Below are 22,491 nucleotides of genomic sequence, written 5' to 3' on the forward strand. Positions count from 1 at the left end.
AGATGAGATCTGAACACTATGATTCTTATCCTTAATGTTGGGATACCCGAATTAATTGGAGTTGCAGCCAGGCGGCAAGTGCCTCAATCCCCAGGAGCTTACTTTCGTAAGTGACTGGGGGGACGCACCTGGCCAACAACGCTGCAACTTCACGTCAAAAGGGTATCAGTAATAGGAGTGCTCGCCGCGCTGGTGTTCGGTCAGATCGCGCACGCCTTTCAGTTCAGGGAACTTCTGCAGCAGCTCTTTCTCGATGCCTTCCTTCAGGGTCACATCGACCATGGAACACCCGTTACAACCGCCGCCGAATTGCAGGATAGCCAAGCTGTCGTCGGTGATTTCCATCAGCGTCACGCGGCCGCCGTGGCCTGCCAGCTGTGGGTTAATCTGTGACTGCAGCACGTATTCAACACGCTCCATCAGCGGGGCATTGTCATCAACCTTGCGCATTTTGGCGTTTGGCGCTTTCAGTGTTAACTGGGAGCCCAATTGGTCGGTGACGAAGTCGATTTCGGCATCGTCCAGATACGGTTTGCTCAGCTCGTCGATATAGGCAGACAGTTTTTCGAACTTCAGCTCGGTGTCTGTCGCTTCAACGGCGTCCGGCGGGCAATAAGAGACACCGCATTCGGCCGTAGGCGTACCCGGATTGATCACGAATACGCGGATTTGGGTGCCTTCCTCTTGGTTTGCCAATAGTTTGGCAAAGTGTTCCTGTGCAGTATCTGTTATACGAATCATGGCATTAGCTCGTTAGTTCAAATAGTTGACTTCTATACTAGGTTATAATACGCCCATTGCCGTGGCACTACAACGTGCGGCAAACGCACCAGATCTGTATTGATGCAACGCCCTGCCGCTGTAGTAGCTTAGCGATTTCCGCCACCGTGCTGCCCGTCGTGACCACATCATCCAACAAAGCAACATGCCGACCCATCAAGGGTTCATTGCAGCGGAATGCACCGCGCAAATTGCGCCGCCGCACACGAGCCGGCAGGTGCTGTTGTGGTGCGGTTTTACGTACCCGGCTCAGGGCCGCGGGGCGATAGTCGCACCCTAACCAGTAGGCCAAAGGCCGTGCCAGGAGGTCGCTCTGGTTATAGCCGCGCTGCCAACAACGTTTTGCCTGTAAGGGTACAGCTAAAATGACATCGGGTCTGTTCAGATATTGCTCTCGATGTGCCTGTTGCCAGTTTAGTAATATTAGCCGTGCTAACAGCGGGGCCAGTTCTGGTGTGTGTTGAAACTTGAATTTTCCGATCAACTGGCGCAGCGGGGCTTGATAGTCGCCGACGAACACCAGTGACTGCCAGGGGGGAGGTTGTTGCAGGCAGCGACCGCAGGGCCGCACGGTGTCACCTGCAGGCAGGCCGCAACGTGGACAACAAAGCGGTTTGGTGGGTAAATGACGCAGGCAGTAGCTGCAGATGCCGTGACAATGAAGGCGTAGTGGTTGTCGGCATAGCCAACAACGGCTTTGGATTGATAGCATAGCCGTCCTCCCTGACGGATGAGAATGAAGGACAATAACTGATGACTGCGTTGTACTGGCAAACCCTAGGTGAAGGGGATCGCGATCTTGTGCTGTTGCACGGGTGGGGGCTGAATGCGCAGGTGTGGAGTTGCATGCTAGAGCGACTGACGCCGCATTTTCGCCTGCATCTGGTTGATCTGCCTGGATATGGCCGTAGCCAAGGTTTTGGGGCTATGTCGCTTGAGCAGATGGCAGAGACCCTGTTAGCTGCCGCCCCGGCAAATGCCTGGTGGCTAGGCTGGTCGCTCGGCGGGCTGGTGGCCAGCCAGATTGCGCTCATGCAGCCGCAACGGGTACGTGGGCTGATTACCGTGGCGTCTTCGCCATGCTTTGCGGCTCAGGAAGACTGGCCAGGGATCCGCCCTGACGTGTTGAGTGGTTTTCAGCATCAGCTGGGGCAAGATTTTCAGCGTACCGTAGAGCGTTTCTTGGCATTACAAACGCTGGGTACGGAAAGCGCGCGGCAGGATGCCCGCTTGTTGAAGTCTGTGGTGCTTGACCAGCCGATGCCTGGCGTTGAGGTTCTGAACGGCGGGTTGGAGATGCTGCGTACCACCGATTTTCGCGAGCCGCTGGCGGGGTTGACGCTCCCATTACTACGCATTTACGGTTATTTGGATGGGTTGGTGCCACGTAAAGTCGCTGGTTTGCTGGATGTCATGTGGCCGCACTCGCCCTCTGTCATCATTGCGAAAGCGGCCCATGCGCCATTTATTTCCCATCCTGATGAGTTCGCAGAAATTATTTGCACCTTTGTGGCTGAAAACGGGATCCGACGCCAAAACGCACAATAAAGCGCTAAAAAAAAGAGCCGCTTAGTGGATAAAAAATAAACCTGTTCAATACTTAGGGGGGTAACTGCGTTGGCTGGAAAATGAAAAAAACGCTCACGGTTTTTTCATTTTGACGTTTCGTCTCTGGGAAAACGGCTCTCGTCAGGGAAAGCAACGAGGTCTGAAGATGTCGCGGCAGCCGGTGTTATTACGCATTTACTCTGGACGGCTTTCATAATAAATAAATTATCCATTGAGAGGTATTGTAATGAAATCTTTGAAAATGATTATTGCCGCGTTGGTTGTGGGTTCAGTGTCCTTCAGCACCCTGGCAGCAACCATGCTGACCAAGGAAGATCTGGACAAGAACCCAGGTAAATACGAGAAAGTGGGTACCGTAACCACCACCGCCCAAACCACGTCGCCGATGGATGCGAAAGAGGAATTGTCCAAACTGGCCGATGAAAAAGGTGGTCAATATTACGTTATTCTGGCAGGTCGTGAGCACGGCAAGTTCAGCGCTATCGCTGACGTGTACAAAGACAAGAAATAACGATTGATTAAGAAGGGGCGCGCCTTTGTGCTGCGCCCCAATCTTCACTTCTTCAGACGATACACCACCGTACTGCACCCCTGGCCTTCCGGACAGCTTTTGCAACTACCGCTTAGGCAGGCGCTGTTATCTTGCTCAATACGCTCCACTTTACCCATCGCCATTAACCGTTCCAGCATGGCCTGCACCAGCGGCAATGGGGTTGCCAACTGACGGCTGAGCTGCAGCGCCTGCACGCTGCCATGCAGCGCCAAGGCATCGCGGATCTGCAACAGGCTTGCCATCAGTGACAGTCACCCTTGCTGCCCTGGCAACAGGCCGCTGGGGTAGCATTGCCCAGACGCACGGTGACCCGGCTGCGAGCGCGACGCAGGCCAAACAAGATCAACAGATTGAACAGCACCACAATGGTGATTGCCGTCAGGCTGTACTGCGGGTGCTGGGCAAAAGTGGCGGTTTGATAAAATAGCGTGGCCAACGAGTAGGCGATATTCAGCCCCCAGAGAATGGAGAACGTCATCCAACCGCGGCTGGACTCACGGGCGATGGCTCCCATCACCGAGACGCAAGGTACGTACAGCAGCACAAAAATCAGGTAACTGTAGGCGGAAACCCCGGAACCGAATTTGCTGCTCATCACCCCCATTGAACCGACGTCCATTTCCCCGTCACCCTTACTCGCCTCAATCGGGTTGGACAGTACGCTCAGGCTGAACGTGTCTTTCAGACCCTGCCAGGTGGTTTCCACCGCACCGCCCAGTTCGTCCAACAGATTAAAGTTAGCGGCATCAAACTCGGTATTATTGATGCGCTCGGCGGTGTACAGGGTGTTCAATGTGCCGACCACAACTTCTTTTGCCATAGCACCGGTCACCAGACCGACGGTGGCCTGCCAGTTATCGTTATGTACGCCCATTGGCTGCAGCAGCGGTGTCAGCACCTTGGATACCGACGCCAACGCGGAATCATTGATGTCATCTACCGGCTTGCCGCTGAACGAAAAGCTGTTCAAGCCGCCAATGAAGATACTGGCAATCACGATCACTTTACCTGCGCGCAGCACGAAGCCTTTCAGGCGTTGCCAGGTCTGCAATAGCAGGCTCTTCAAGTGTGGGACATGGTAAACCGGCAGTTCCATGACGAAGGGAGACGCTTCCCCACGCATGATGGTGTATTTGAGCACCAATCCGGTAAGGATCGCGACCACAATGCCGAGCATGTACAGTGAGAACACCACGCCTGCGCCGTCCTGACCAAAGAAGGCGGCAGCAAACACGGCGAAGATCGCCAATCGGGCACCGCAGGACATGAACGGGGCCATCATGATGGTAATTAAACGCTCCCGCTGCGCATCCAACGTACGGGCACCCATGATGGATGGCACGTTGCAGCCGAAGCCGACAATCAGGGGCACGAAAGATTTGCCCGGCAGCCCGAGCGCTTGCATCAAGCGGTCCATCACGAATGCCGCCCGTGCCATATAGCCGGAATCCTCGAGGAAAGACAGGAACAGGTACATCATGCCGATTTGCGGCACCAGTGGCAGCACGGTGTTGATACCGCCGCCGACGCCCTGAGCCAGGAAAATGGTCAGCCATTCAGGGAAATGCAGGGTGTAACCCAGCCATTGAATGCCCTGGATAAAGATCGCTGCCGAGCCGATATCGAAAATCGGCTGCAGGGCGCCGCCGAGGTTAATCGCCAGCAGGAACATCAAATACATCACCAGCAGGAAGATAGGCACGCCCAGCCAGCGATTCAGGATCACCTTGTCCAATGCTTCGGTCAGGCGGTTTGGCATGGCGTGTTGTGAGTTGCTGACCGCGTCACACAGGGAGGCAATCGACTGATAACGCGCATCGGCTATTACCAGTGCCGGGTCTTCCTGATGTTGCTGTTGGAGCGCCTGCCGAGCGGCCGGCAGCAGTGCAGCCGCAGGACCGGCTAAGGTATGACTGTAGATATCGCCTTCCAGCATTTGCAGGGCCAACCAACGGCGTTGCTCGTTTGGAAGGGTTTGCGGCATGGCATCGGTCAGCGTTGCCACTTCTTTTAGCAGGAGCTGCGGGTAGTTCACCAGCGCTTTTAATTCGTTGAACTGATGATTGTCGATCATTTGCTTGAGCACACCAATGCCGTCGGCTTTGGTGGACACCAGCGGTACCACTGGGCAGCCAAGGCGGGCAGATAGCGCAGCGATATCAATCTCAATCTTTTGGCTTCGGGCGATATCCAACATATTCAGCGCGACAATGCAGGGAATACCCAGTTCCAACAGTTGCAGCGTCAGGTACAGGTTACGCTCCAGGTTGGACGCATCGACCACGTTGATCAGCAAATCGGCGTCGCCACTGAGAATGTAGTGGCAGGCGATTTGCTCATCGAGTGAGGTTTGTTCCGAGATGGTGGTCAGAGAGTAGGTACCGGGAAGATCAACCAGTTTGACCTGTGACTGTGGTGTAGTGAACAGGCCCTCTTTACGCTCTACCGTCACGCCTGCCCAGTTACCGACCCGCTGGCGCGCCCCGGTAAGCTGGTTGAACAGCGTAGTCTTACCGGAGTTGGGGTTGCCTATTAAGCCAATAGTGAGTTTTTTCATAATTTAGCGTGATATCAGTCAATGGAAATTGGGCCAGGCGATGCGCATGGCCAAGGCAAAATGGCTCAGGATCAGGATTGGCCGTCGAGCAGAATCAAGGCCAGATCCTTTCTACGCAGCACCAGGCTGACGCGGCGAGTTTTGATTTCTATCGGGTCGCCCAATGGCGCGACGCGGACGACCTCAAATGACGACCCCGGTAGCATGCCGAGTGAGAGAAGTTTCTGGCGATAAGCGGGGCCAATGTCAGTAGCGAAGCCGGCAATCTTATATGACCGTTTAGGCAGAAGATGCATATAACCTTCTCTGAGCCCTTGTTATTGGGCTGGTGATGATAAAAGAACGTTCTAAAGGAAATGCCGCAGTAACCACACAGGGTTACCGACGTTTTCAATCCATGAGGCTATGCAGTGAACACGCAAAATAATAATAGTGAGAATAATTATCGTATTCAATACAAAAAATAGGGGTATTGGTAACCAAAGGTTGTAGCGATCACATTTAGCGCTCAGGGTTGCCTGGCAGGACTCTTTTATCACCCGGTTTCGTGGGGTGCAAATGCGAATGGCGAGTTAAATCAGTTACGTAATTGCAGCGTTTTTTTCTACTTTGAAAAAATTAGCGACAGATTAGGCAGCTTTGATCCGACAGCGTCAAAATCCGTATTTATTTGGCAACATTTCTCGGGCTGAATACGAGCAGTAACCATTTGTGTTTCGCAGGGAAATACTGAAATGAGAACGCGGTGTTAATAACGATGTTAACAAATGGCTATTCACCACTCTTTTATGGCGTAATGCACCCGAATATTATTTCCGCCGGGAAGATCAAAAAAATTGCAGCTTTATTGAGGCGGGTCAAAAAAGGCTGGGGGATATTTTTGCGGGAAAGGGCGGAGTTAACTCCGCCCTTGGTACCTTTGGTCGTTCAAATTTGCGGCGTCTTTAGCCTTTTTTGCCAAATGCTGCCGCCAGTGCATCACCCATTGCGCTGTTGCCCGCAGGTGTGTTGCCGCCACGCGGCTTGGCCTTATTAGCCGGTGCACGGGTTGCATTGTCTTTGGCCGGTGCGGTATTGCCGCCCCGGCGCGGAGACCCTTCGCCCGGTTGCTCATCCAGACGCATGCTCAGCGCGATACGTTTGCGCTGCAGGTCAACGTCCATCACCTTCACTTTAACGATGTCGCCGGCTTTCACCACGGTATGTGGATCTTCGACAAACTTGTCCGCCAGTGAGGAGATGTGCACCAGGCCATCCTGGTGAACGCCAATATCGACAAAGGCACCGAAGTTGGTGACGTTAGTGACCGAACCTTCCAGAATCATTCCCGGCTGTAGGTCATTGAGGGTTTCAACGCCGTCGGCAAAGGTCGCCGTTTTGAATTCAGGACGCGGGTCGCGGCCCGGCTTCTCCAGCTCTTTCAGGATGTCGGTTACCGTCGGCACACCGAACTTCTCATCGGTGAAGTCGCCGGCTTTCAGGTTACGTACGGCAGTCGGGTTGCCCATCAGATCTTGAAGCGCTTGCTGGGTGGCGGCCAGAATGCGTTCGACCACGGGGTAGGTTTCCGGGTGAACCGTTGAGGCATCCAGAGGGTTATCGCCGTGGTTGATGCGCAGGAAGCCAGCGCACTGCTCAAAGGCTTTTGGCCCCAGACGGCTGACCTTTAACAGTTGTTCACGGTTACTGAAGCGGCCGTTCTCATCACGCCAGGTAACGATGTTTTGCGCCATCATGCGTGTCAGGCCAGCCACACGGGTCAGCAGCGGCACGGAGGCAGTATTCAGATCGACACCGACGGCGTTTACACAGTCTTCGACGACGGAATCCAGCTTTTTCGCCAATTGGCTTTGGCTGACATCGTGTTGATACTGGCCGACGCCGATGGATTTCGGGTCGATTTTTACCAGTTCGGCGAGGGGATCTTGCAGACGGCGGGCGATGGAGACGGCACCACGCAGCGAAACGTCAAGGTTAGGGAACTCCAGCGCCGCCAGCTCGGAAGCGGAGTACACCGAAGCGCCAGCTTCACTGACGATCACCTTTTGTGCTTTGACCTCGCTGAACTGCTGTTGCAGGTCAAGGTAGAAACGCTCGGTCTCGCGTGATGCGGTACCGTTACCGATAGCCACCAACTCCACTTTATGTTTGATACACAGTGCAGCGACGATCGCGGCGGCTTTAGCGGCCTGACCGGTGTGCGGGTAGACGGTGTCGGTGGCGACCAGCTTGCCGGTCGCATCCACGACGGCGACTTTTACGCCGGTACGCAAGCCGGGATCCAGCCCCATGGTGGCGCGCATGCCGGCAGGTGCCGCCATCAGCAGATCATGCATGTTACGGGCGAAGACGTTGATCGCTTCGTCTTCCGCACGTTCGCGCACCGTACTCATCAGTTCGGTTTCCAGATGCAGCAGCACCTTGATGCGCCAGGTCCAGTTGATCACCGCTTTACGCCAGGCATCCGCCGGGGCGTTATTCAGGCGCAGATCGAGGTGGCTGATGATGATTTGCTCCGCCTGGCTTTCGCGCGGGGCTTCTTCAAACTGGGGATCGGCATTCAGTGCCAGTTGCAGTACACCTTCGTTGCGGCCACGGAACATCGCCAACGCACGGTGTGACGGCACCTGAGAAATAGGTTCGTGGTGATCGAAGTAGTCGCGGAACTTGGCGCCAGCCTCTTCCTTGCCTTCCACCACTTTGGAGACCAGATGTGCGTGTTTCCACAAGTAGTTACGCACCTTGGCCAACAATGCAGCATCTTCGGCAAAGCGTTCCATCAGGATATAACGCGCGCCGTCGAGGGCGGCTTTCACGTCTGCAACGCCTTTGTCTGCGTCAACGTAACCTTCGGCCAGTTGTTCTGGTTGCTGCTGAGGGTCCTGCCACAATGTGTCCGCTAAAGGCTCCAGGCCGGCCTCTATCGCGATCTGACCGCGGGTGCGGCGCTTGGGCTTGTAGGGCAGGTAAAGGTCTTCGAGTTCGGTTTTGCTTTGCGTGGCGGTGATCGCCCCCGCCAGCTGTTCGGTCAGTTTGCCCTGCTCGTCGATCGATTTAAGGATGGTCTGACGGCGGTCTTCCAGTTCACGCAGATAACCCAGGCGGGTTTCCAGCTGGCGCAGTTGGGTATCGTCCAAACCCCCGGTGACTTCCTTACGATAGCGTGCAATAAAAGGCACGGTATTACCTTCATCCAGCAGACGGATGGCGGAGTCAACTTGCTCCGGCCGGGCCTGCAGTTCTGTTGCAATAATGCGGCTCAGTGGGTCATTCATAAGTCTGGTATCTGTTGAGAACGGTGAGTAAACAGGGGGACAGTTATACGGATTGATCGGGGAAAATGCCAGTGGAGCAGGCCGCCTCTCGGTAGTCATGACGCGCAAAGCGGCCTGTACTGCGGCGGTGGGCGACCGCTCGGATAAAACTGAAATCTTATTTAACGTACTCAATCTCGTTCACATACCACAATGCATCACCCACAGGGGTGTTGACGGTGGCAGCGTCACCCACTTCTTTTTTCAATAAGGCGCGGGCCATGGGTGAGTCGATGGAGATGTAATCGCGGCGACCAAAAATCTCGTCATAGCCGACGATGCGGAATCGTTTAATTTCACCGCCCTCGTTTTCCACTTCAACCCAGGCGCCAAAGAACACTTTGCCTTCTTGTTGCGGTGAGTAATCGACAATCTTCAATTGCTCGAGGCATTTGGTCAGGTAACGCACCCGGCGGTCGATTTCCCGCAGCCGTTTCTTGTTGTACTGATAATCGGCGTTTTCACTTCTGTCGCCGAGGCTGGCTGCCCAGGTCACTTTCTTGGTGACTTCGGGCCGTTCTTCGCGCCAGAGGAAATCCAGTTCCTGTTTTAGCTTGTCATAACCTTCACGGGTTATCAGCTGCGTTCTCATCGTTTTTCCGCCTTCATGAGCATATCAAAGGGAAGGGAGTCATTGCGTTGGCAGAGTGTCGCACAAACTCACGCCGGGCTGTAGGCTGCCGTTGCATAAAGAAATGTGAGTTCAACCATCCGCAGTGCGCAAAATTGCTGGCGCTCGCGTTTCTTATCGCGCTGGCTGAGTTACACTGCGAATCAAATACCGGGCGTGCCCGTTGGGCGAAGAGACAGCGATCATAAATTTAACCAATGAGCATCGGGATTTTGGCGAACCTTCGCGGGCATTTTGATGAAAATTGTTGATAAATGGGCAAAAGAATAAGCTTTGTAACAATTTCGTCTAGAATATATACCATTAAACGCTGTCCGAAATGACAGGGTTTTTTAACAATATTCACGTCAGGCAATAAAGCCTTTGGGAGTAATACAATGCAAGAGAATCATAAGATTCTGGTCGTCGATGATGACATGCGCCTGCGTGCGCTTTTAGAGCGTTATTTAACCGAACAGGGTTTTCAGGTTCGCAGTGTCGCCAACGCTGAGCAAATGGATCGCTTGCTGACACGTGAATCCTTCCACCTGATGGTGTTGGACCTGATGCTGCCTGGCGAAGATGGGCTTTCCATCTGCCGTCGTTTGCGCAGCCAAAGCAACCCTATGCCGATCATTATGGTGACCGCCAAAGGTGAAGAAGTCGACCGTATCGTTGGCCTGGAAATTGGTGCCGACGATTACATTCCAAAACCGTTCAACCCGCGTGAACTTCTGGCCCGTATCCGTGCGGTTTTACGCCGTCAGGCCAATGAACTGCCGGGCGCCCCTTCACAAGAAGAGGCGGTGATAGCCTTTGGCAAATTCAAACTGAACCTGGGTACCCGCGAAATGTTCCGCGAAGACGAGCCGATGCCGTTGACCAGCGGTGAGTTTGCCGTGCTCAAAGCGCTGGTAAGCCATCCGCGTGAGCCGCTTTCACGCGATAAGCTGATGAACCTGGCTCGTGGTCGTGAATACAGTGCAATGGAACGCTCCATCGACGTGCAGATTTCTCGTCTGCGTCGCATGGTTGAGGAAGATCCCGCGCATCCACGTTATATCCAGACCGTTTGGGGTCTTGGCTACGTCTTCGTCCCGGACGGCAGCAAGGCATGAGGCGATTGCGCTTTTCACCGCGTAGCTCGTTTGCCCGAACCCTGCTCTTGATCGTCACCTTGCTGTTCGTCAGCTTGGTGACGACCTATCTGGTGGTGCTAAACTTTGCCATCTTGCCCAGTCTGCAGCAGTTCAACAAGGTATTGGCCTACGAAGTTCGTATGCTGATGACTGACCGGCTGCAACTGGAGGATGGCACCTTGCTGGAAGTGCCACCGGCATTCCGCCGCGAAATCTATCGCGAACTGGGAATTTCTCTCTACACCAACTCGGCGGCGGAGGAGAGCGGTCTGCGCTGGGCGCAGCACTATCAATTCCTCAGTCAGCAAATGGCACAGCAACTGGGTGGGCCGACCGACGTTCGTGTGGAAGTGAACAAGAACTCGCCGGTCGTGTGGCTGAAGACGTGGTTGCAGCCGGATATTTGGGTTCGTGTCCCGTTAACTGAAATTCACCAGGGCGATTTCTCGCCGCTGTTCCGTTATACCCTGGCGATCATGCTGCTGGCGATAGGTGGCGCTTGGCTGTTTATACGCATTCAGAACCGTCCTCTGGTTGAACTTGAGCACGCCGCTTTGCAGGTCGGCAAAGGCATTATTCCCCCGCCGTTACGTGAGTATGGCGCATCCGAAGTGCGTTCGGTCACGCGGGCTTTTAATCAGATGGCGTCGGGCGTCAAGCAGCTGGCGGATGACCGTACGCTGTTGATGGCGGGGGTCAGCCACGATCTGCGCACACCGCTGACGCGCATTCGCCTGGCCACCGAGATGATGAGCGCCGAAGACGGTTATCTGGCGGAGTCGATCAATAAAGACATTGAAGAGTGTAATGCCATCATTGAGCAGTTTATTGATTACCTGCGCACCGGCCAGGAAATGCAAACGGAGCTCTGCGATCTGAATGGCATTCTGGGCGAAGTGGTCGCGGCCGAGAGTGGTTATGAGCGGGTTATCGAAACGGCCATGGCACCGGGTGAACTGATGATGAATGTGCATCCGTTGTCGATCAAGCGCGCGGCAGTCAACATGGTGGTGAATGCGGCACGTTACGGCAACGGCTGGATCAAAGTCAGCAGCGGTCGTGAACTGCAACGCGGTTGGTTCCAGGTGGAAGACGACGGCCCAGGCATTAAACCTGAAGAGTTGAAACATCTGCTGCAACCCTTTGTCCGCGGTGACAGCGCGCGTAGTACCAGTGGCACCGGTCTGGGCTTGGCTATCGTTCAGCGCATTATAGATGGGCACCATGGCGCGTTGGAAATAGGCACCAGCGAACGTGGCGGGCTGTTGATCAGGGCGTATATTCCGTTACCGATGGAGAGAAAAGAGTCGTCTAACGGGCATCAGGCAGCAAAAGACAACGCCTAATCCCTGACAGTGAAGCTGCCCTGTCAGGGTTTTCTGCTCATGACGTAGTATTCCGCCGCATCTTCATGCAGACGACGGTCTGTACTGGCCTGCCAAGGGTCGATTAATTCAATTCCGCAATGGATAAAGTCTTTGGTATTACGCGTGGCCAGGGCGGCACCGTAATGCAGGCAGGTCGCGGCAATTTGAGTATCCACCCTGCTCATTAACCGGCCCTCACGCTGATTTTTACCCATAAGTTCCGCATATTGCAGTGCGCAGAGTGTATCAAAGGGCAGAGTTTGCTCGTCAAATCTTATCTGTACCGCCTCCGCCAGCTTATGTTTGAGTATGCGCTGCCGTTTCCCATCGGGCATACAGGCAACGCCACCGAATAACTCGGCGAGAACTATCGCACTCAGATAAAGTTCATCGTTGTCTTTTTCATTCAGCCATGTGAGGACGTTGTAGTGTGGGTTGGGGCGCAACGTTTCTGCAATCACATGGGTATCGAGAATAATCATACCTGGTCGTCGTCAAAGGTGGCCGTGCGGGGTGGCGTTTCATCTTGCGGCGGGATCTCCAGTTCAACACCGCCCAACTCGGCAAAGTGTTGATGCATCCAGGTGCCCAAACCATAGCGCGGTGGTTGTTTCACTAAGGCCTGTTTCAGAATCATTCGTGCTTCCTCTTCCATGGAATGGCCGTTTTTCGCTGCCGAGATCCGCAGTAACTCCTTTACTTCGTCGTCCAGATTTCTAACGGTTATGGTCGCCATTGACCCCCCTTTGCTATCAATGATTGCACTGCATTATTACCACTTTGGCCTGGCTAAAAACAACCATCAAAAAAAAGGCGTGGTATCCACGCCTTAGCTGAAGCTCTAAAAGAAGGTATTACAGTTTTGGACCGGCGCTGACCAGGGCTGCGCCCGCTGGGGTGTCGGTGTATTTGTCAAAGTTGGTGACAAAACGCTCGGCCAGATCCTGTGCTTTCTCTTGCCATTGCTCAATGCTGGCGTAAGTGGCGCGTGGGTCCAGGATATCCGGGTTAACGCCTGGTAGTGAGGTTGGCATCGCCAGGTCGAAAATAGGCAGAGTAATGGTTTCTGCCTTATCGATTTCACCGCTGAGGATCGCGTCGATAATGCCGCGAGTATCCTTAATGGAGATGCGTTTGCCGGTGCCGTTCCAACCGGTATTGACCAGGTAAGCCTGAGCGCCAGCCGCTTGCATGCGTTTCACCAGCACTTCAGCGTACTGCGTTGGGTGCAGCGACAGGAAGGCTGCGCCGAAGCAGGCGGAGAAGGTTGGGGTAGGCTCGGTTACACCACGCTCGGTACCGGCCAGTTTGGCGGTAAAGCCAGACAGGAAGTGGTACTGAGTCTGGTTAGCTGTCAGGCGAGATACCGGCGGCAATACGCCGAAAGCATCCGCGGTCAGGAAGATCACCTTGGTGGCATGGCCCGCTTTGGAAACCGGCTTCACGATATTCTGGATGTGATAGATCGGGTAGGAAACACGGGTGTTCTCGGTTTTCGACCCGTCGTTGAAGTCTATTGTGCCGTCAGCCAGAACGACGACGTTTTCCAGCAGCGCATCGCGTTTGATGGCGTGATAGATATCCGGCTCCGCTTCTTCAGACAGCTTGATGGTTTTTGCGTAGCAGCCGCCTTCAAAGTTAAACACGCCGTCGTCATCCCAGCCGTGTTCGTCATCGCCAATCAGTTGGCGTTTTGGATCGGTAGACAGGGTGGTTTTACCGGTGCCGGACAGGCCGAAGAATACGGCCACGTCACCTTTCTCGCCCACGTTGGCCGAGCAGTGCATGGAGGCGATGCCTTTCAGCGGCAACAGGTAGTTCATGATAGAGAACATACCTTTTTTCATTTCGCCGCCGTACCAGGTGCCGCCAATCAGTTGCATGCGTTCGGTCAGGTTGAAGGCGACAAAGTTTTCCGAGTTCAGGCCCTGTTGCTGCCAGTTCGGGTTAGTGCATTTGGCGCCGTTCATGACAACGAAGTCTGGCTCGAAATCCTGCAGTTCTTCGTCGGTCGGGCGGATGAACATGTTTTTAACGAAGTGCGCCTGCCAGGCAACCTCGGTAATAAAGCGGACTTTCAGACGGGAGTCGGCATTGGCGCCGCAGAAGGTATCCATTACAAACAGGCGTTTGCCGGAGAGTTGCGTGGTGACCAGTTGTTTCAGGTCTGCCCAGGTTTCCGGGCTAAGGGGTTTGTTGTCGTTTTTACCTTTACCCTGATCGGCCCACCAGACGGTGTCGCGGGTGATGTCGTCACGGACGATGTACTTATCTTTCGGGGAACGGCCGGTAAAAATACCGGTGTCGACGGATACAGCACCCAGCTTGGTTACGACCCCACGCTCAAAACCTTCCAGAGATGGGTCTGTTTCTTCCTTGAACAGCAAGTCATAACTCGGGTTGTGAACGATTTCGCCAACGTTATGAATCCCATAAGCGGCCAGATCCTGAGGGGTTATACCTTTAACACGCATGTCACTACTCCTTGGTCACAGAATTTCTGGCGCCAATTGTAGGGATTCAGCCGCGAGTAACCGCGATAGGTATCAAATAATTAACGTTTTAGTCGGTTTTTCGTTACGTTATGAGAGATAGCACACGGAAAAAAGCAAACGTGCAAACGGCGTGAGCAGGCGGGCGCTGGGTGCGCCCGCCGATATGAGGTGCTACTTAGTGCAACTGGTCGCTTTCGCCGGTGTTACCGGTGTACAAAGCGGCCACATCCATGGCATCGAAGACATAGTGATTGCCGCAATAATCGCAGTGCATATCAATGTTGCCATCTTGCTCCAGCATCTGAGCCACTTCTTCCGCTGGCAGCGTGATTAATGCATCGGCGCAGCGCTGACGTGAACAGGTGCAACGGAAGATCACGTCTTGCGGTTCATACAAGGTGACTTCTTCCTGATGGTACAGGCGATACAGCACTTCGTTGGCGGGCAGGCCGAACAGCTCTTCGCTTTTCACCGTGTTGGTCAGTTGCACCAGATGATCGAAATCATCGGCATTGCCGTCCTGCGCTGGCAACACTTGCAGCAGCATGCCGCCTGCGGCCGGTTGACCTTCGGATTCACCGGTACGGATGAACAGACGGGTTGGCAGCTGTTCTGACTGACGGAAGTAGGCTTCGAGGCATTCCGCCAGTGTGTCACCTTCCAGTGCCACCACGCCCTGATAGCGTTCACCCTCGGTTGGTGCGATGGTGATCACCATGACGCCATTGCCGATCATCTGGTGCAGCGTGCTGTCATCGGCGACTTCGCTTTGTACGCGAGCTACACCGCGCATTTCCTGGCGGTTGTTGCCGTTAATCACCGCCAGTTTCAGCGGGCCGTCGCCTTGCAATTGCACGGTGATGTCGCCGTCGAACTTCAAGGTGGCGGTTAGCAGGCTGGTGGCTACCAGCAGTTCACCCAGCAGTTTTTTTACCGGAGCCGGGTAGTCATGGTTGTTCAGAACCTGCTGATAGGTTTCGCTGACGGTAACCAGCTCACCGCGCACCGCGTAGTTTTCAAACAGGTAACGGTGCAATTGGTCATGGTTAGACATAGTTTTCTCTCATTGCGGTGAGGGTTTATTCCTGCTCACCAAATTTAAATTTAATCAGGTCACGCCGCTCTTTCTTGTCTGGACGTCTGTCCGGATGCGGCATGGTCAGCGCATTCATCTTGCGTGCGAGCGCCACTTTTTCTCGGTTGGCGATGCTGGTCTCAGTTTCCTGATACATTTGCTGCGCCTCGTCGGCGCCACGCCGTTGGCTGTTTAACGCCAGTACAATCACCGTGCGTTCTTCATTACCTTGACGCAATTTGATCTCGGCGTTGAGCTCAACAAGCTTGCTCGGCTTTCCGCGCTGTCCGTTGTAGTGCACCTTGCCGCCATCGATCATGTCCCGCGCCAGCGCACGGGTCTTGTAGAAACGTGCCGCCCAAAGCCATTTGTCCAGCCGGACGCTGTCCTCACGTGTTTCTTTATCTTTCATTCACTCCCCCTTGGCCAGCGCCGGAATCAATAGGCGGTAATCGCGCATTGACGGGTAATGCTGGAAGGTTTTCTCCGCCATGCTGGAGTCCGGGTTTTGTACGCCCAGGCAGTAGCGAATGCCGAAGGTGCGGGCCGCATCCAAAATGGGTTCACCGTCGTCGACAAACAGCGTGCGCTGAGGATCGAAACCGGTGTGCTGCTGTACTGCCTGCCACAAACGCTGATCTTCTTTCGGATAACCAAATGTGTGGGTAGAAAGTAATAAATCAAGGTGTCGATCTAAACCGGTATGCTCAATTTTTACCGCCAGGCTGTGTGGATGGGCGTTGGTCAACAAAATAGTCTGATGACCTGCCGCACGTAATGCCTGTAAAAACGGTTCGGTATCTTCACGCAGACGGGCGCGGCTGCCCACTTCACTGGTCATGCGGTAAATATCAAGATCCAGCCGCTCACTCCAGTAGTCGAAGCAGTACCAGTTCATGGTGTGCTGCACCGCCAGATATTCCTGATGGATAATGCTACGCGCTTCTTCAAAGGGAATCGCGCGCTGCTCGCTCAGGGCTTGTGGCACCAGACTGAGCCAAAAGTGGCTGTCGAACTCCAGATCGAGCAAAGTACCGTCCATATCCAGCAGTACGGTATCAATCTCTGACCAGTCAAATTTGGGAACCATGAAAACTCCATAGGCGAACCGCCTGCGGTCCGCAGGAACAGTGGATAGCCTAACATAAGCAGATGACAGAGCGCAGACCGACGAATGTGGTTTAGGGCATTGGCCTTAATGACATCGGAGAGAGCTGCGGGTTAAAGCAGCTTTCGTAGTAGCGCTGGATATCGGTGATTCTGTGTTGATTGCTGCGGCGACGTTCTATGAGTCGCCAGGTGTTGTAACCCAGAATGACGGCGACCGCGAGCAGTAGCAGACTGGTGCCGAGAAAACGCCAGAGCGTGATAATATCCGGCTCGCTGTGCAGCGCAATGTGGCGCGTGCCGTTGGCATCTACGCTGATATTGGTGATGATGCCCTGCGCTTCAAACGGCGTGTGCAGCAGCATGCTGGACAGGCGCTGCAGCTCATTCCATTGGTCAAGTGCATTGTACTCGTTTAGCGGCACGGTCGGTTGCGGGTGATTCACCAACTGCTTACCTTCGTCGCTGCTGATCAAAAAACCGCCGGGTGGTGGGCTGTTGAGTGCAGCAGCAGCCTGTCGCGTTTCGTTGTACACAAACGACGAGGCGGCAACTTTGGCCAGGCTTTCCAGGGATTCGGCACTTACCGGCCGCAGCAGCACGTTAACGCCTTGCAGCGCACCCGATTTGGCGCGTTTCACCAGCGTGGCCCAGTTTTTAACGTTGCCCAGATTCACCAGTGCGTTCTTCAGCCGGACGCAGTCATTGTCCGTTTGGCACAGATCCTGCGTTTTCAGCACAATATCGGAAAAGTCATCCAGCAGGATCATGCCGGATTTTTCAATGGCGCTGGCCAACTGTGGATTGAGCTTTTGTTCTGTGCCGTCAGGGTGTAACTGGGCATTGACCGTTGCCAGCAGTGCCGAGGCCTTGTCGATGACTTCCGACTCTGGCTGCGGCAATGGTGCGGCATTGTTCCAGTAAATACCTGAACAGTCGAAAGGCATAAAGTTGGCGTCACGCGCACCATTGACCAGCGGCGGCACATAACACATACCGTTGCCTTGGGCTTTCAGGGTATCCCCGATCCGCAACGTCGCACCTTCCAGTGCCTGTACGGTGTTCACTTCAATTTTTTGCGCGCCCTGTAACCAAGCCATGCTTAGCTTGAGCGGCAGGCTCAGTGGGATATAGGTCAACAACAGTACCAGAACCAAGAGCGAACTGGCCATCAACACTGCGTTTCTTCCCCACTGCTGAAGCGGGAAGTTTTTGACCTCATCATGCAGCGAAAGGAACCGCCCCTGGCGCAGCACCTGGCGGTTAAGATAGATGTCTACGTCAGTCGTTTTACCCAAGTCCTGGGTGATGTAAGGCTGCCAGTGCGGCGGGTAAATCAGATCGATAATGCCGAGCGAGATGTTGCTGATCTGCCCCTGGTTGGATTCACCAAACAATCCCCAGCGCTTGGGCGTGCCCCGTAGGCAGTGTACTTCTTTCAGCTCGCGTGCAGATGGCCGGCGGAACAGATTCCAACAGCCCCAGGCGATCATCAGCACGGCGACGATAATCATCCAGGGGATGACCACGACCGGGCTAATCAGGCTGAAGAACAGCAGTAGCAGGGCCGCTGAAATGATCGCGGCTTCTTTGATGCCGTTCGGACGATTTAGCGCATGCTCTTCCTGGGTTTCCTTGCGGATATTGACCAGCTCGACGTGCTCGCTTTCTTCCTTGCGGATCGATGCGTTTTGGCTCGGCGCGGCCTTCACCACCGGCGGCTGTGGCCGATCGTGAATATGATCTTTCAGTGAATGGCCATTGAGCGAGATCACCAGCGGCAGCGTTTGGGTTTTAATCACTTCGACATGGTTATCGGCGCTGATGTACTGTTCCCAAAACGGGGGGAGATGCACCTCTTCAGCGTCCAGATAATAGCGCCACTTATTGGGTTCATCGCTGGCCAAGCCGTAGCGGGTAATCGCGTGGGTAATGGGGTAGACGTTGTCGCTTTGCGGCGTTAACGCCAGTTTGGCGGACGGCAACGCTGTGCTGCCGGGCAACAGCTTGTTGCTCGGCTTATTTTGCCGGCCGAGATAGTGCTCAACAGCGGCGCGTTCTTCGCCGGTCAGCTTACGGTGAGTAGGTTTGATAAAGGGCAGGGCGCGCGTCAGCAGCGGCTGATTGCGAGCTTTAAACCAAAGATACAGGCCGGCAGCAATCAGGCAGGCAAGCACTAAGGCCAATATCAACGCTATTGTGCTCATGCTATCCCCATTCTGTACCCGTGAACCTCACCAACCTGATGAATCGTGGCGCATTATACGCAGTCAAATGACCAAGAGACACCCTGAACAGTCGTGGGAGAACAGATTCTCCACCGGGATCTCATTTCTTCATAAAACGCTTGGTTTTATGGTTGTGTCTTACCTGCGTGATGATAGCAACCTGGTTGCCCTATCGATATCGGCATTATCTTATTTAATGCCCTGTTTTTTGCTTAAAGAAGATAGAAAGTTGGTGGGTGCTGGCTACGCTTGTTAAAAAAAAGTAAATTACTGCTTGTGCTCGTTGCAGCAAAGGTTCTCATTAACGCACAATGTGATCAAGATCGGATTTGGTCAGCGTTTAAGCGTATATGAAGTGCGCGTCACACCAGTCATTATTCTGGTTATCCGTCTCATCACGCCCGGTGCTGTGGCGTACCGCCGGATAACTCATTTGAGGCAATCATGGATAAACACCTGCAAAAACCTAAAATTCTGAAAGTGGAAACGGTCGCACGTTCGCGTTTATTTAACGTTGAGTCGGTCGATCTGGAATTCAGTAACGGTGTGCGGCGGGTGTACGAGCGGATGCGGCCTTCAGAACGTGAGGCGGTGATGATTGTGCCGGTGATCGGTGACGATTTACTGCTGATCCGCGAATATGCAGTGGGCACCGAATCTTACGAGCTGGGTTTCCCCAAAGGGTTGATTGATCCCGGTGAAGGTGTGCTGGAAGCGGCCAACCGTGAGCTGATGGAAGAAGTGGGCTTTGGTGCAAAAAACTTTGATTTTCTGAGTAAATTGACCATGGCGCCGTCGTACTTTTCCAGCAAAATGAACATCGTCTTGGCACAGGACCTCTATCCGCAAAGCCTGGAAGGGGATGAGCCTGAGCCATTGCCGCAGGTGCGTTGGCCCATCGCTGACATGATGGCGCTGCTGGCGGAGCCTGATTTCCGCGAGGCACGCAATGTTTGTGCGCTGTTCCTTACCGAGGCATTTCTACGCGGCTCACGTTAAGTGCCGATAGCCAAATAAAAAAAGGGCCAGATTTCTCTGGCCATTTTTTGTTAGAACAACTCGTGACTCTCGCCACCGGGGTCCGTCAGCGTTGTGCCGGTATCCCGTGATGGATAGTCTGTCGGCTGAGTCCCCTCGATAAAGTACTCGGAGCGACTGCCGCCACCACCACCTGAAAGCTTACCGCTGCTCTTGTCGATGGTTACGCTGATGATGCCCGGTGGTGGGGTGACCTTCTGCTCTGGGATACCTTCCAGTGCGATTTTCATAAAGTCATCCCATGCCGGTTGTGCACTCTTGGCACCGCCTTCACCACCAGATATTTGATCCGGGATCGCGCCGGAAGCCGTTGAACGACCCAAATCACGCCGATGGTCATCGAAGCCAATCCATACTGATGTCACGGTGTTCGGGCCATAGCCGGAGAACCAGGCATCTTTTGAGCTGTTGGTGGTACCGGTTTTACCGCCGATATCATGGCGTTTAAGGTCTCGACCCGCACGCCAGGCAGTGCCCATCCAGCCCGGTTCGCCGAAGATATTGCTGTTCAGCGCATCGTGCATCAGGAATGCCAGCGGCGTGCTGATAACGTGTGGCGCATATTGCTGATCGCCGTCCTGCTGCACCTGAGCTGGGGTCACTTGCTCCAATTGCGGCATTGGCACGTTGCCATTGTTGCCTTCCTGCGACGTCGCGACATTTTCAATGTTGTCTTCGGAAAGCACGGCTGAGCGATGAGTATCACCATAAATTACCGGCAAATTACAGCTGCTGCAGACAATTCGCGGTTTGGTTTCGAACACGGTGTTGCCGTTATCATCTTCAATCTTGGTGATGAAGTACGGATCCACCAGGTAACCGCCGTTGGCCAATACTGCGTAACCGCGCACCAGCTGCATTGGGGTGAATGAAGCAGAGCCCAAAGCCAGCGATTCGGTATGCACGATGTTCTGAGCCGGGAAGCCGAAGCGCTGCAGATATTCTGCTGCATAGTCGACACCCATCGCCCGCATCGCACGTACCATGACCACGTTCTTCGACTGCCCCAGCCCCTGACGCAGACGAATCGGACCATCGTAGGTTGGTGGGGAGTTCTTCGGACGCCAGTCGGTACCCGCACCGGGATCCCAACGGGTGATCGGCAGGTCATTCAGGATAGTTGCCAGCGTCAGGCCCTTATCCATTGCGGCGGTGTACAGGAAGGGTTTGATATTGGAACCGACCTGGCGCAGCGCCTGAGTCACACGGTTAAATTTGCTCTGGTTGAAGTCAAACCCACCGACCAGTGCTTTTACTGCACCGTCATTCGGGTTGATTGAGACCAGCGCTGAGTTGACGTCCGGCACTTGTGACAGCCACCAGTTTTCGCCAACCTTCCGCACCCAAACCTGCTGGCCGGCTTGCACCACATCGGTGACGCGTTTCGGCGTCGGGCCTTGTTGAGTATCGGACTTGTAGGGTCTGGCCCAGCGCATGGTAGACATCGGCAAGGCGATATTACTGCCGTCTGCCATCATTGCCGTCGCCTCTTCGGCGCTGGTTGCTGTGATCACAGCAGGTGATAGCGGGCCGTAGTTAGGCAGATTCTTCAGTGAATCGACGATCTGTTTTTGATCCCATGCCGCTTCACCGACTTTCCACAGCACGTTGGATGGGCCGCGGTAGCCGTGGCGCATGTCATACGCCAGCACGTTATTACGTACAGACTCTTGCGCCGCCAACTGCAGTTTCTTGGTGATGGTGGTGTAGACCTTGTAGCCGTCGGTATAGGCGTTGTCGCCATAACGCTTGATCATCTCCTGGCGTACCATCTCGGAGAGATAAGGTGCGGAGAAGCTGATTTCCGGCGCATGGTAATTGGCCACTAATTCTTCACTGCGTGCCTGATCGAACTGCGCCTGGGTGATGTAGTGCTCATCCAGCATGCGCGACAACACCACGTTGCGGCGCGCGACCGCGCGATCGTGTGAATAAAGCGGGTTGAAGGTTGATGGGGCTTTCGGCAGACCGGCGATCGTCGCCATTTCGCTTAAGCTGAGTTGGCTGACGTCTTTACCGAAGTAAACCTGAGCCGCAGCCCCTACGCCATAGGCGCGATACCCCAGATAGATTTTATTCAGATACAGCTCAAGAATTTCGTCTTTGGTCAGCATTTGTTCAATGCGAATGGCCAGGAAGGCTTCCTTGATCTTGCGCATCAGGGTGCGTTCCGGGCTTAAGAAGAAGTTTCTCGCCAACTGTTGGGTAATGGTACTCGCCCCCTGTGACGCATGGCCGGAGACCAGCGCAATAGAGGCTGCACGGAAGATACCGACGGGGTCGACGCCGTGATGCTCATAGAAACGGCTGTCTTCGGTGGCGATAAACGCATGCACCATGACCGGCGGAATTTGGTCCAGTTTTAGCGGAATACGGCGTTTTTCACCGTATTGGGCGATCAGTTCGCCATCGGCGCTGTAAACCTGCATCGGTATTTGCAGCCGCACATCTTTCAGCGTTGCAACGTCAGGCAACTGTGGCTCGACATATTTGTACAAGCCAAAGATCGAGGCTGCCCCCAACACGATGCAACACACTGCAAGGATTAGTAAATACTTTACGAACTTCACCTGAGATTTCCCATTTTCATGTCATTTGGGCAGTTTATAAACAACCGCGCGGTAGTATAAAGGCAAGCCTGCAACATGGATATGTTCTT

General features: G+C 54.3%; 20 protein-coding genes. 5 read left to right on the plus strand and 15 right to left on the minus strand.

All coding sequences use genetic code 11. The annotated features are described in order from the left end of the window. Positions 1-165: 165 nt before the first annotated feature. On the minus strand, positions 166-741 hold the full coding sequence (nfuA, locus tag ACI2J2_RS21590; RefSeq protein WP_012147309.1) for a Fe-S biogenesis protein NfuA: 576 nt from the start codon (positions 739-741) through the stop codon (positions 166-168). A gap of 67 nt (positions 742-808) precedes the next feature. Next, complete coding sequence (gene gntX / locus ACI2J2_RS21595; protein WP_404760832.1) at positions 809-1,492, minus strand: DNA utilization protein GntX; 684 nt, start codon at positions 1,490-1,492, stop codon at positions 809-811. Positions 1,493-1,533: 41 nt separating this feature from the next. Here gntX and bioH point away from each other — a divergent pair, with 41 nt between their 5' ends. Both bioH and ACI2J2_RS21605 read left to right on the plus strand, forming a co-directional pair. Further along, a complete protein-coding gene (bioH, locus tag ACI2J2_RS21600) occupies positions 1,534-2,328 on the plus strand; it encodes a pimeloyl-ACP methyl ester esterase BioH (protein WP_209639176.1) in 795 nt (264 codons plus the stop codon). Between the two features lie 247 nt (positions 2,329-2,575). After that, positions 2,576-2,860 (plus strand): YdgH/BhsA/McbA-like domain containing protein, encoded by a 285-nt coding sequence (locus ACI2J2_RS21605; RefSeq protein WP_209639174.1) that lies wholly within the window; start codon positions 2,576-2,578, stop codon positions 2,858-2,860. Positions 2,861-2,904: 44 nt separating this feature from the next. Here the strand turns inward: ACI2J2_RS21605 and ACI2J2_RS21610 are convergent, their stop codons facing one another. The 5 genes from ACI2J2_RS21610 to greB all read right to left on the minus strand — a co-directional run bounded on the left by ACI2J2_RS21610 (position 2,905) and on the right by greB (position 9,365). After that, positions 2,905-3,144, minus strand: coding sequence for a FeoC-like transcriptional regulator (locus tag ACI2J2_RS21610; RefSeq protein ID WP_209639172.1), 240 nt, complete (start codon positions 3,142-3,144; stop codon positions 2,905-2,907). Next, positions 3,144-5,459 (minus strand): Fe(2+) transporter permease subunit FeoB, encoded by a 2,316-nt coding sequence (gene feoB, locus ACI2J2_RS21615; RefSeq protein ID WP_209639170.1) that lies wholly within the window; start codon positions 5,457-5,459, stop codon positions 3,144-3,146. The genes ACI2J2_RS21610 and feoB overlap by 1 nt, the downstream gene beginning before the upstream one ends. Before the next feature lie 71 nt (positions 5,460-5,530). Further along, the gene (gene feoA, locus ACI2J2_RS21620) at positions 5,531-5,755 is read right to left on the minus strand and encodes a ferrous iron transporter A (RefSeq protein WP_209639167.1); all 225 of its coding nucleotides are present in this window, start codon (positions 5,753-5,755) and stop codon (positions 5,531-5,533) included. 648 nt (positions 5,756-6,403) lie between these two features. Continuing rightward, positions 6,404-8,734 carry a Tex family protein gene (locus tag ACI2J2_RS21625; protein ID WP_265556040.1) on the minus strand — a complete coding sequence of 777 codons (2,331 nt, stop codon included), beginning with the start codon at positions 8,732-8,734 and terminating at the stop codon, positions 6,404-6,406. Between the two features lie 157 nt (positions 8,735-8,891). Next, positions 8,892-9,365, minus strand: coding sequence for a transcription elongation factor GreB (greB, locus tag ACI2J2_RS21630; protein WP_209639163.1), 474 nt, complete (start codon positions 9,363-9,365; stop codon positions 8,892-8,894). Positions 9,366-9,781: 416 nt separating this feature from the next. Between greB and ompR the strand changes: the two genes are divergently transcribed. After that, the gene (ompR, locus tag ACI2J2_RS21635) at positions 9,782-10,501 is read left to right on the plus strand and encodes a two-component system response regulator OmpR (protein ID WP_004709363.1); all 720 of its coding nucleotides are present in this window, start codon (positions 9,782-9,784) and stop codon (positions 10,499-10,501) included. Next, positions 10,498-11,868, plus strand: coding sequence for a two-component system sensor histidine kinase EnvZ (gene envZ, locus ACI2J2_RS21640; RefSeq protein ID WP_209639161.1), 1,371 nt, complete (start codon positions 10,498-10,500; stop codon positions 11,866-11,868). Before ompR ends, envZ begins: the two co-directional genes overlap by 4 nt. A 23-nt stretch (positions 11,869-11,891) precedes the next feature. On the opposite strand, the gene ACI2J2_RS21645 is transcribed toward envZ, so the two are convergent. The 7 genes from ACI2J2_RS21645 to ACI2J2_RS21675 all read right to left on the minus strand — a co-directional run bounded on the left by ACI2J2_RS21645 (position 11,892) and on the right by ACI2J2_RS21675 (position 18,773). After that, positions 11,892-12,371 (minus strand): type II toxin-antitoxin system VapC family toxin, encoded by a 480-nt coding sequence (locus tag ACI2J2_RS21645; RefSeq protein WP_404760833.1) that lies wholly within the window; start codon positions 12,369-12,371, stop codon positions 11,892-11,894. Further along, complete coding sequence (locus ACI2J2_RS21650) at positions 12,368-12,625, minus strand: FitA-like ribbon-helix-helix domain-containing protein (protein ID WP_209639157.1); 258 nt, start codon at positions 12,623-12,625, stop codon at positions 12,368-12,370. The genes ACI2J2_RS21645 and ACI2J2_RS21650 overlap by 4 nt, the downstream gene beginning before the upstream one ends. A 118-nt stretch (positions 12,626-12,743) precedes the next feature. After that, on the minus strand, positions 12,744-14,363 hold the full coding sequence (gene pckA, locus ACI2J2_RS21655; protein ID WP_112364261.1) for a phosphoenolpyruvate carboxykinase (ATP): 1,620 nt from the start codon (positions 14,361-14,363) through the stop codon (positions 12,744-12,746). 196 nt (positions 14,364-14,559) lie between these two features. Continuing rightward, on the minus strand, positions 14,560-15,438 hold the full coding sequence (gene hslO / locus ACI2J2_RS21660; protein ID WP_404760834.1) for an Hsp33 family molecular chaperone HslO: 879 nt from the start codon (positions 15,436-15,438) through the stop codon (positions 14,560-14,562). 25 nt (positions 15,439-15,463) lie between these two features. After that, on the minus strand, positions 15,464-15,871 hold the full coding sequence (hslR, locus tag ACI2J2_RS21665) for a ribosome-associated heat shock protein Hsp15 (RefSeq protein ID WP_209639151.1): 408 nt from the start codon (positions 15,869-15,871) through the stop codon (positions 15,464-15,466). After that, positions 15,872-16,549: a GMP/IMP nucleotidase gene (gene yrfG / locus ACI2J2_RS21670; protein ID WP_209639149.1), complete on the minus strand. Its 678-nt coding sequence runs from the start codon at positions 16,547-16,549 to the stop codon at positions 15,872-15,874. Positions 16,550-16,640: 91 nt separating this feature from the next. Continuing rightward, on the minus strand, positions 16,641-18,773 hold the full coding sequence (locus tag ACI2J2_RS21675) for an intracellular growth attenuator family protein (RefSeq protein WP_404760835.1): 2,133 nt from the start codon (positions 18,771-18,773) through the stop codon (positions 16,641-16,643). 465 nt (positions 18,774-19,238) lie between these two features. On the opposite strand from ACI2J2_RS21675, the gene nudE reads away from it, so the two are divergent. Further along, positions 19,239-19,793 (plus strand): ADP compounds hydrolase NudE, encoded by a 555-nt coding sequence (gene nudE / locus ACI2J2_RS21680; RefSeq protein ID WP_209639145.1) that lies wholly within the window; start codon positions 19,239-19,241, stop codon positions 19,791-19,793. Between the two features lie 50 nt (positions 19,794-19,843). Here nudE and mrcA read toward each other — a convergent pair whose 3' ends face one another. Then, complete coding sequence (gene mrcA / locus ACI2J2_RS21685; RefSeq protein WP_404760836.1) at positions 19,844-22,402, minus strand: peptidoglycan glycosyltransferase/peptidoglycan DD-transpeptidase MrcA; 2,559 nt, start codon at positions 22,400-22,402, stop codon at positions 19,844-19,846. Between the last annotated feature and the right edge of the window lie 89 nt (positions 22,403-22,491).

The sequence above is a fragment of the Serratia sp. NPDC087055 genome, from assembly GCF_044900985.1.
Taxonomy (GTDB): domain Bacteria; phylum Pseudomonadota; class Gammaproteobacteria; order Enterobacterales; family Enterobacteriaceae; genus Serratia.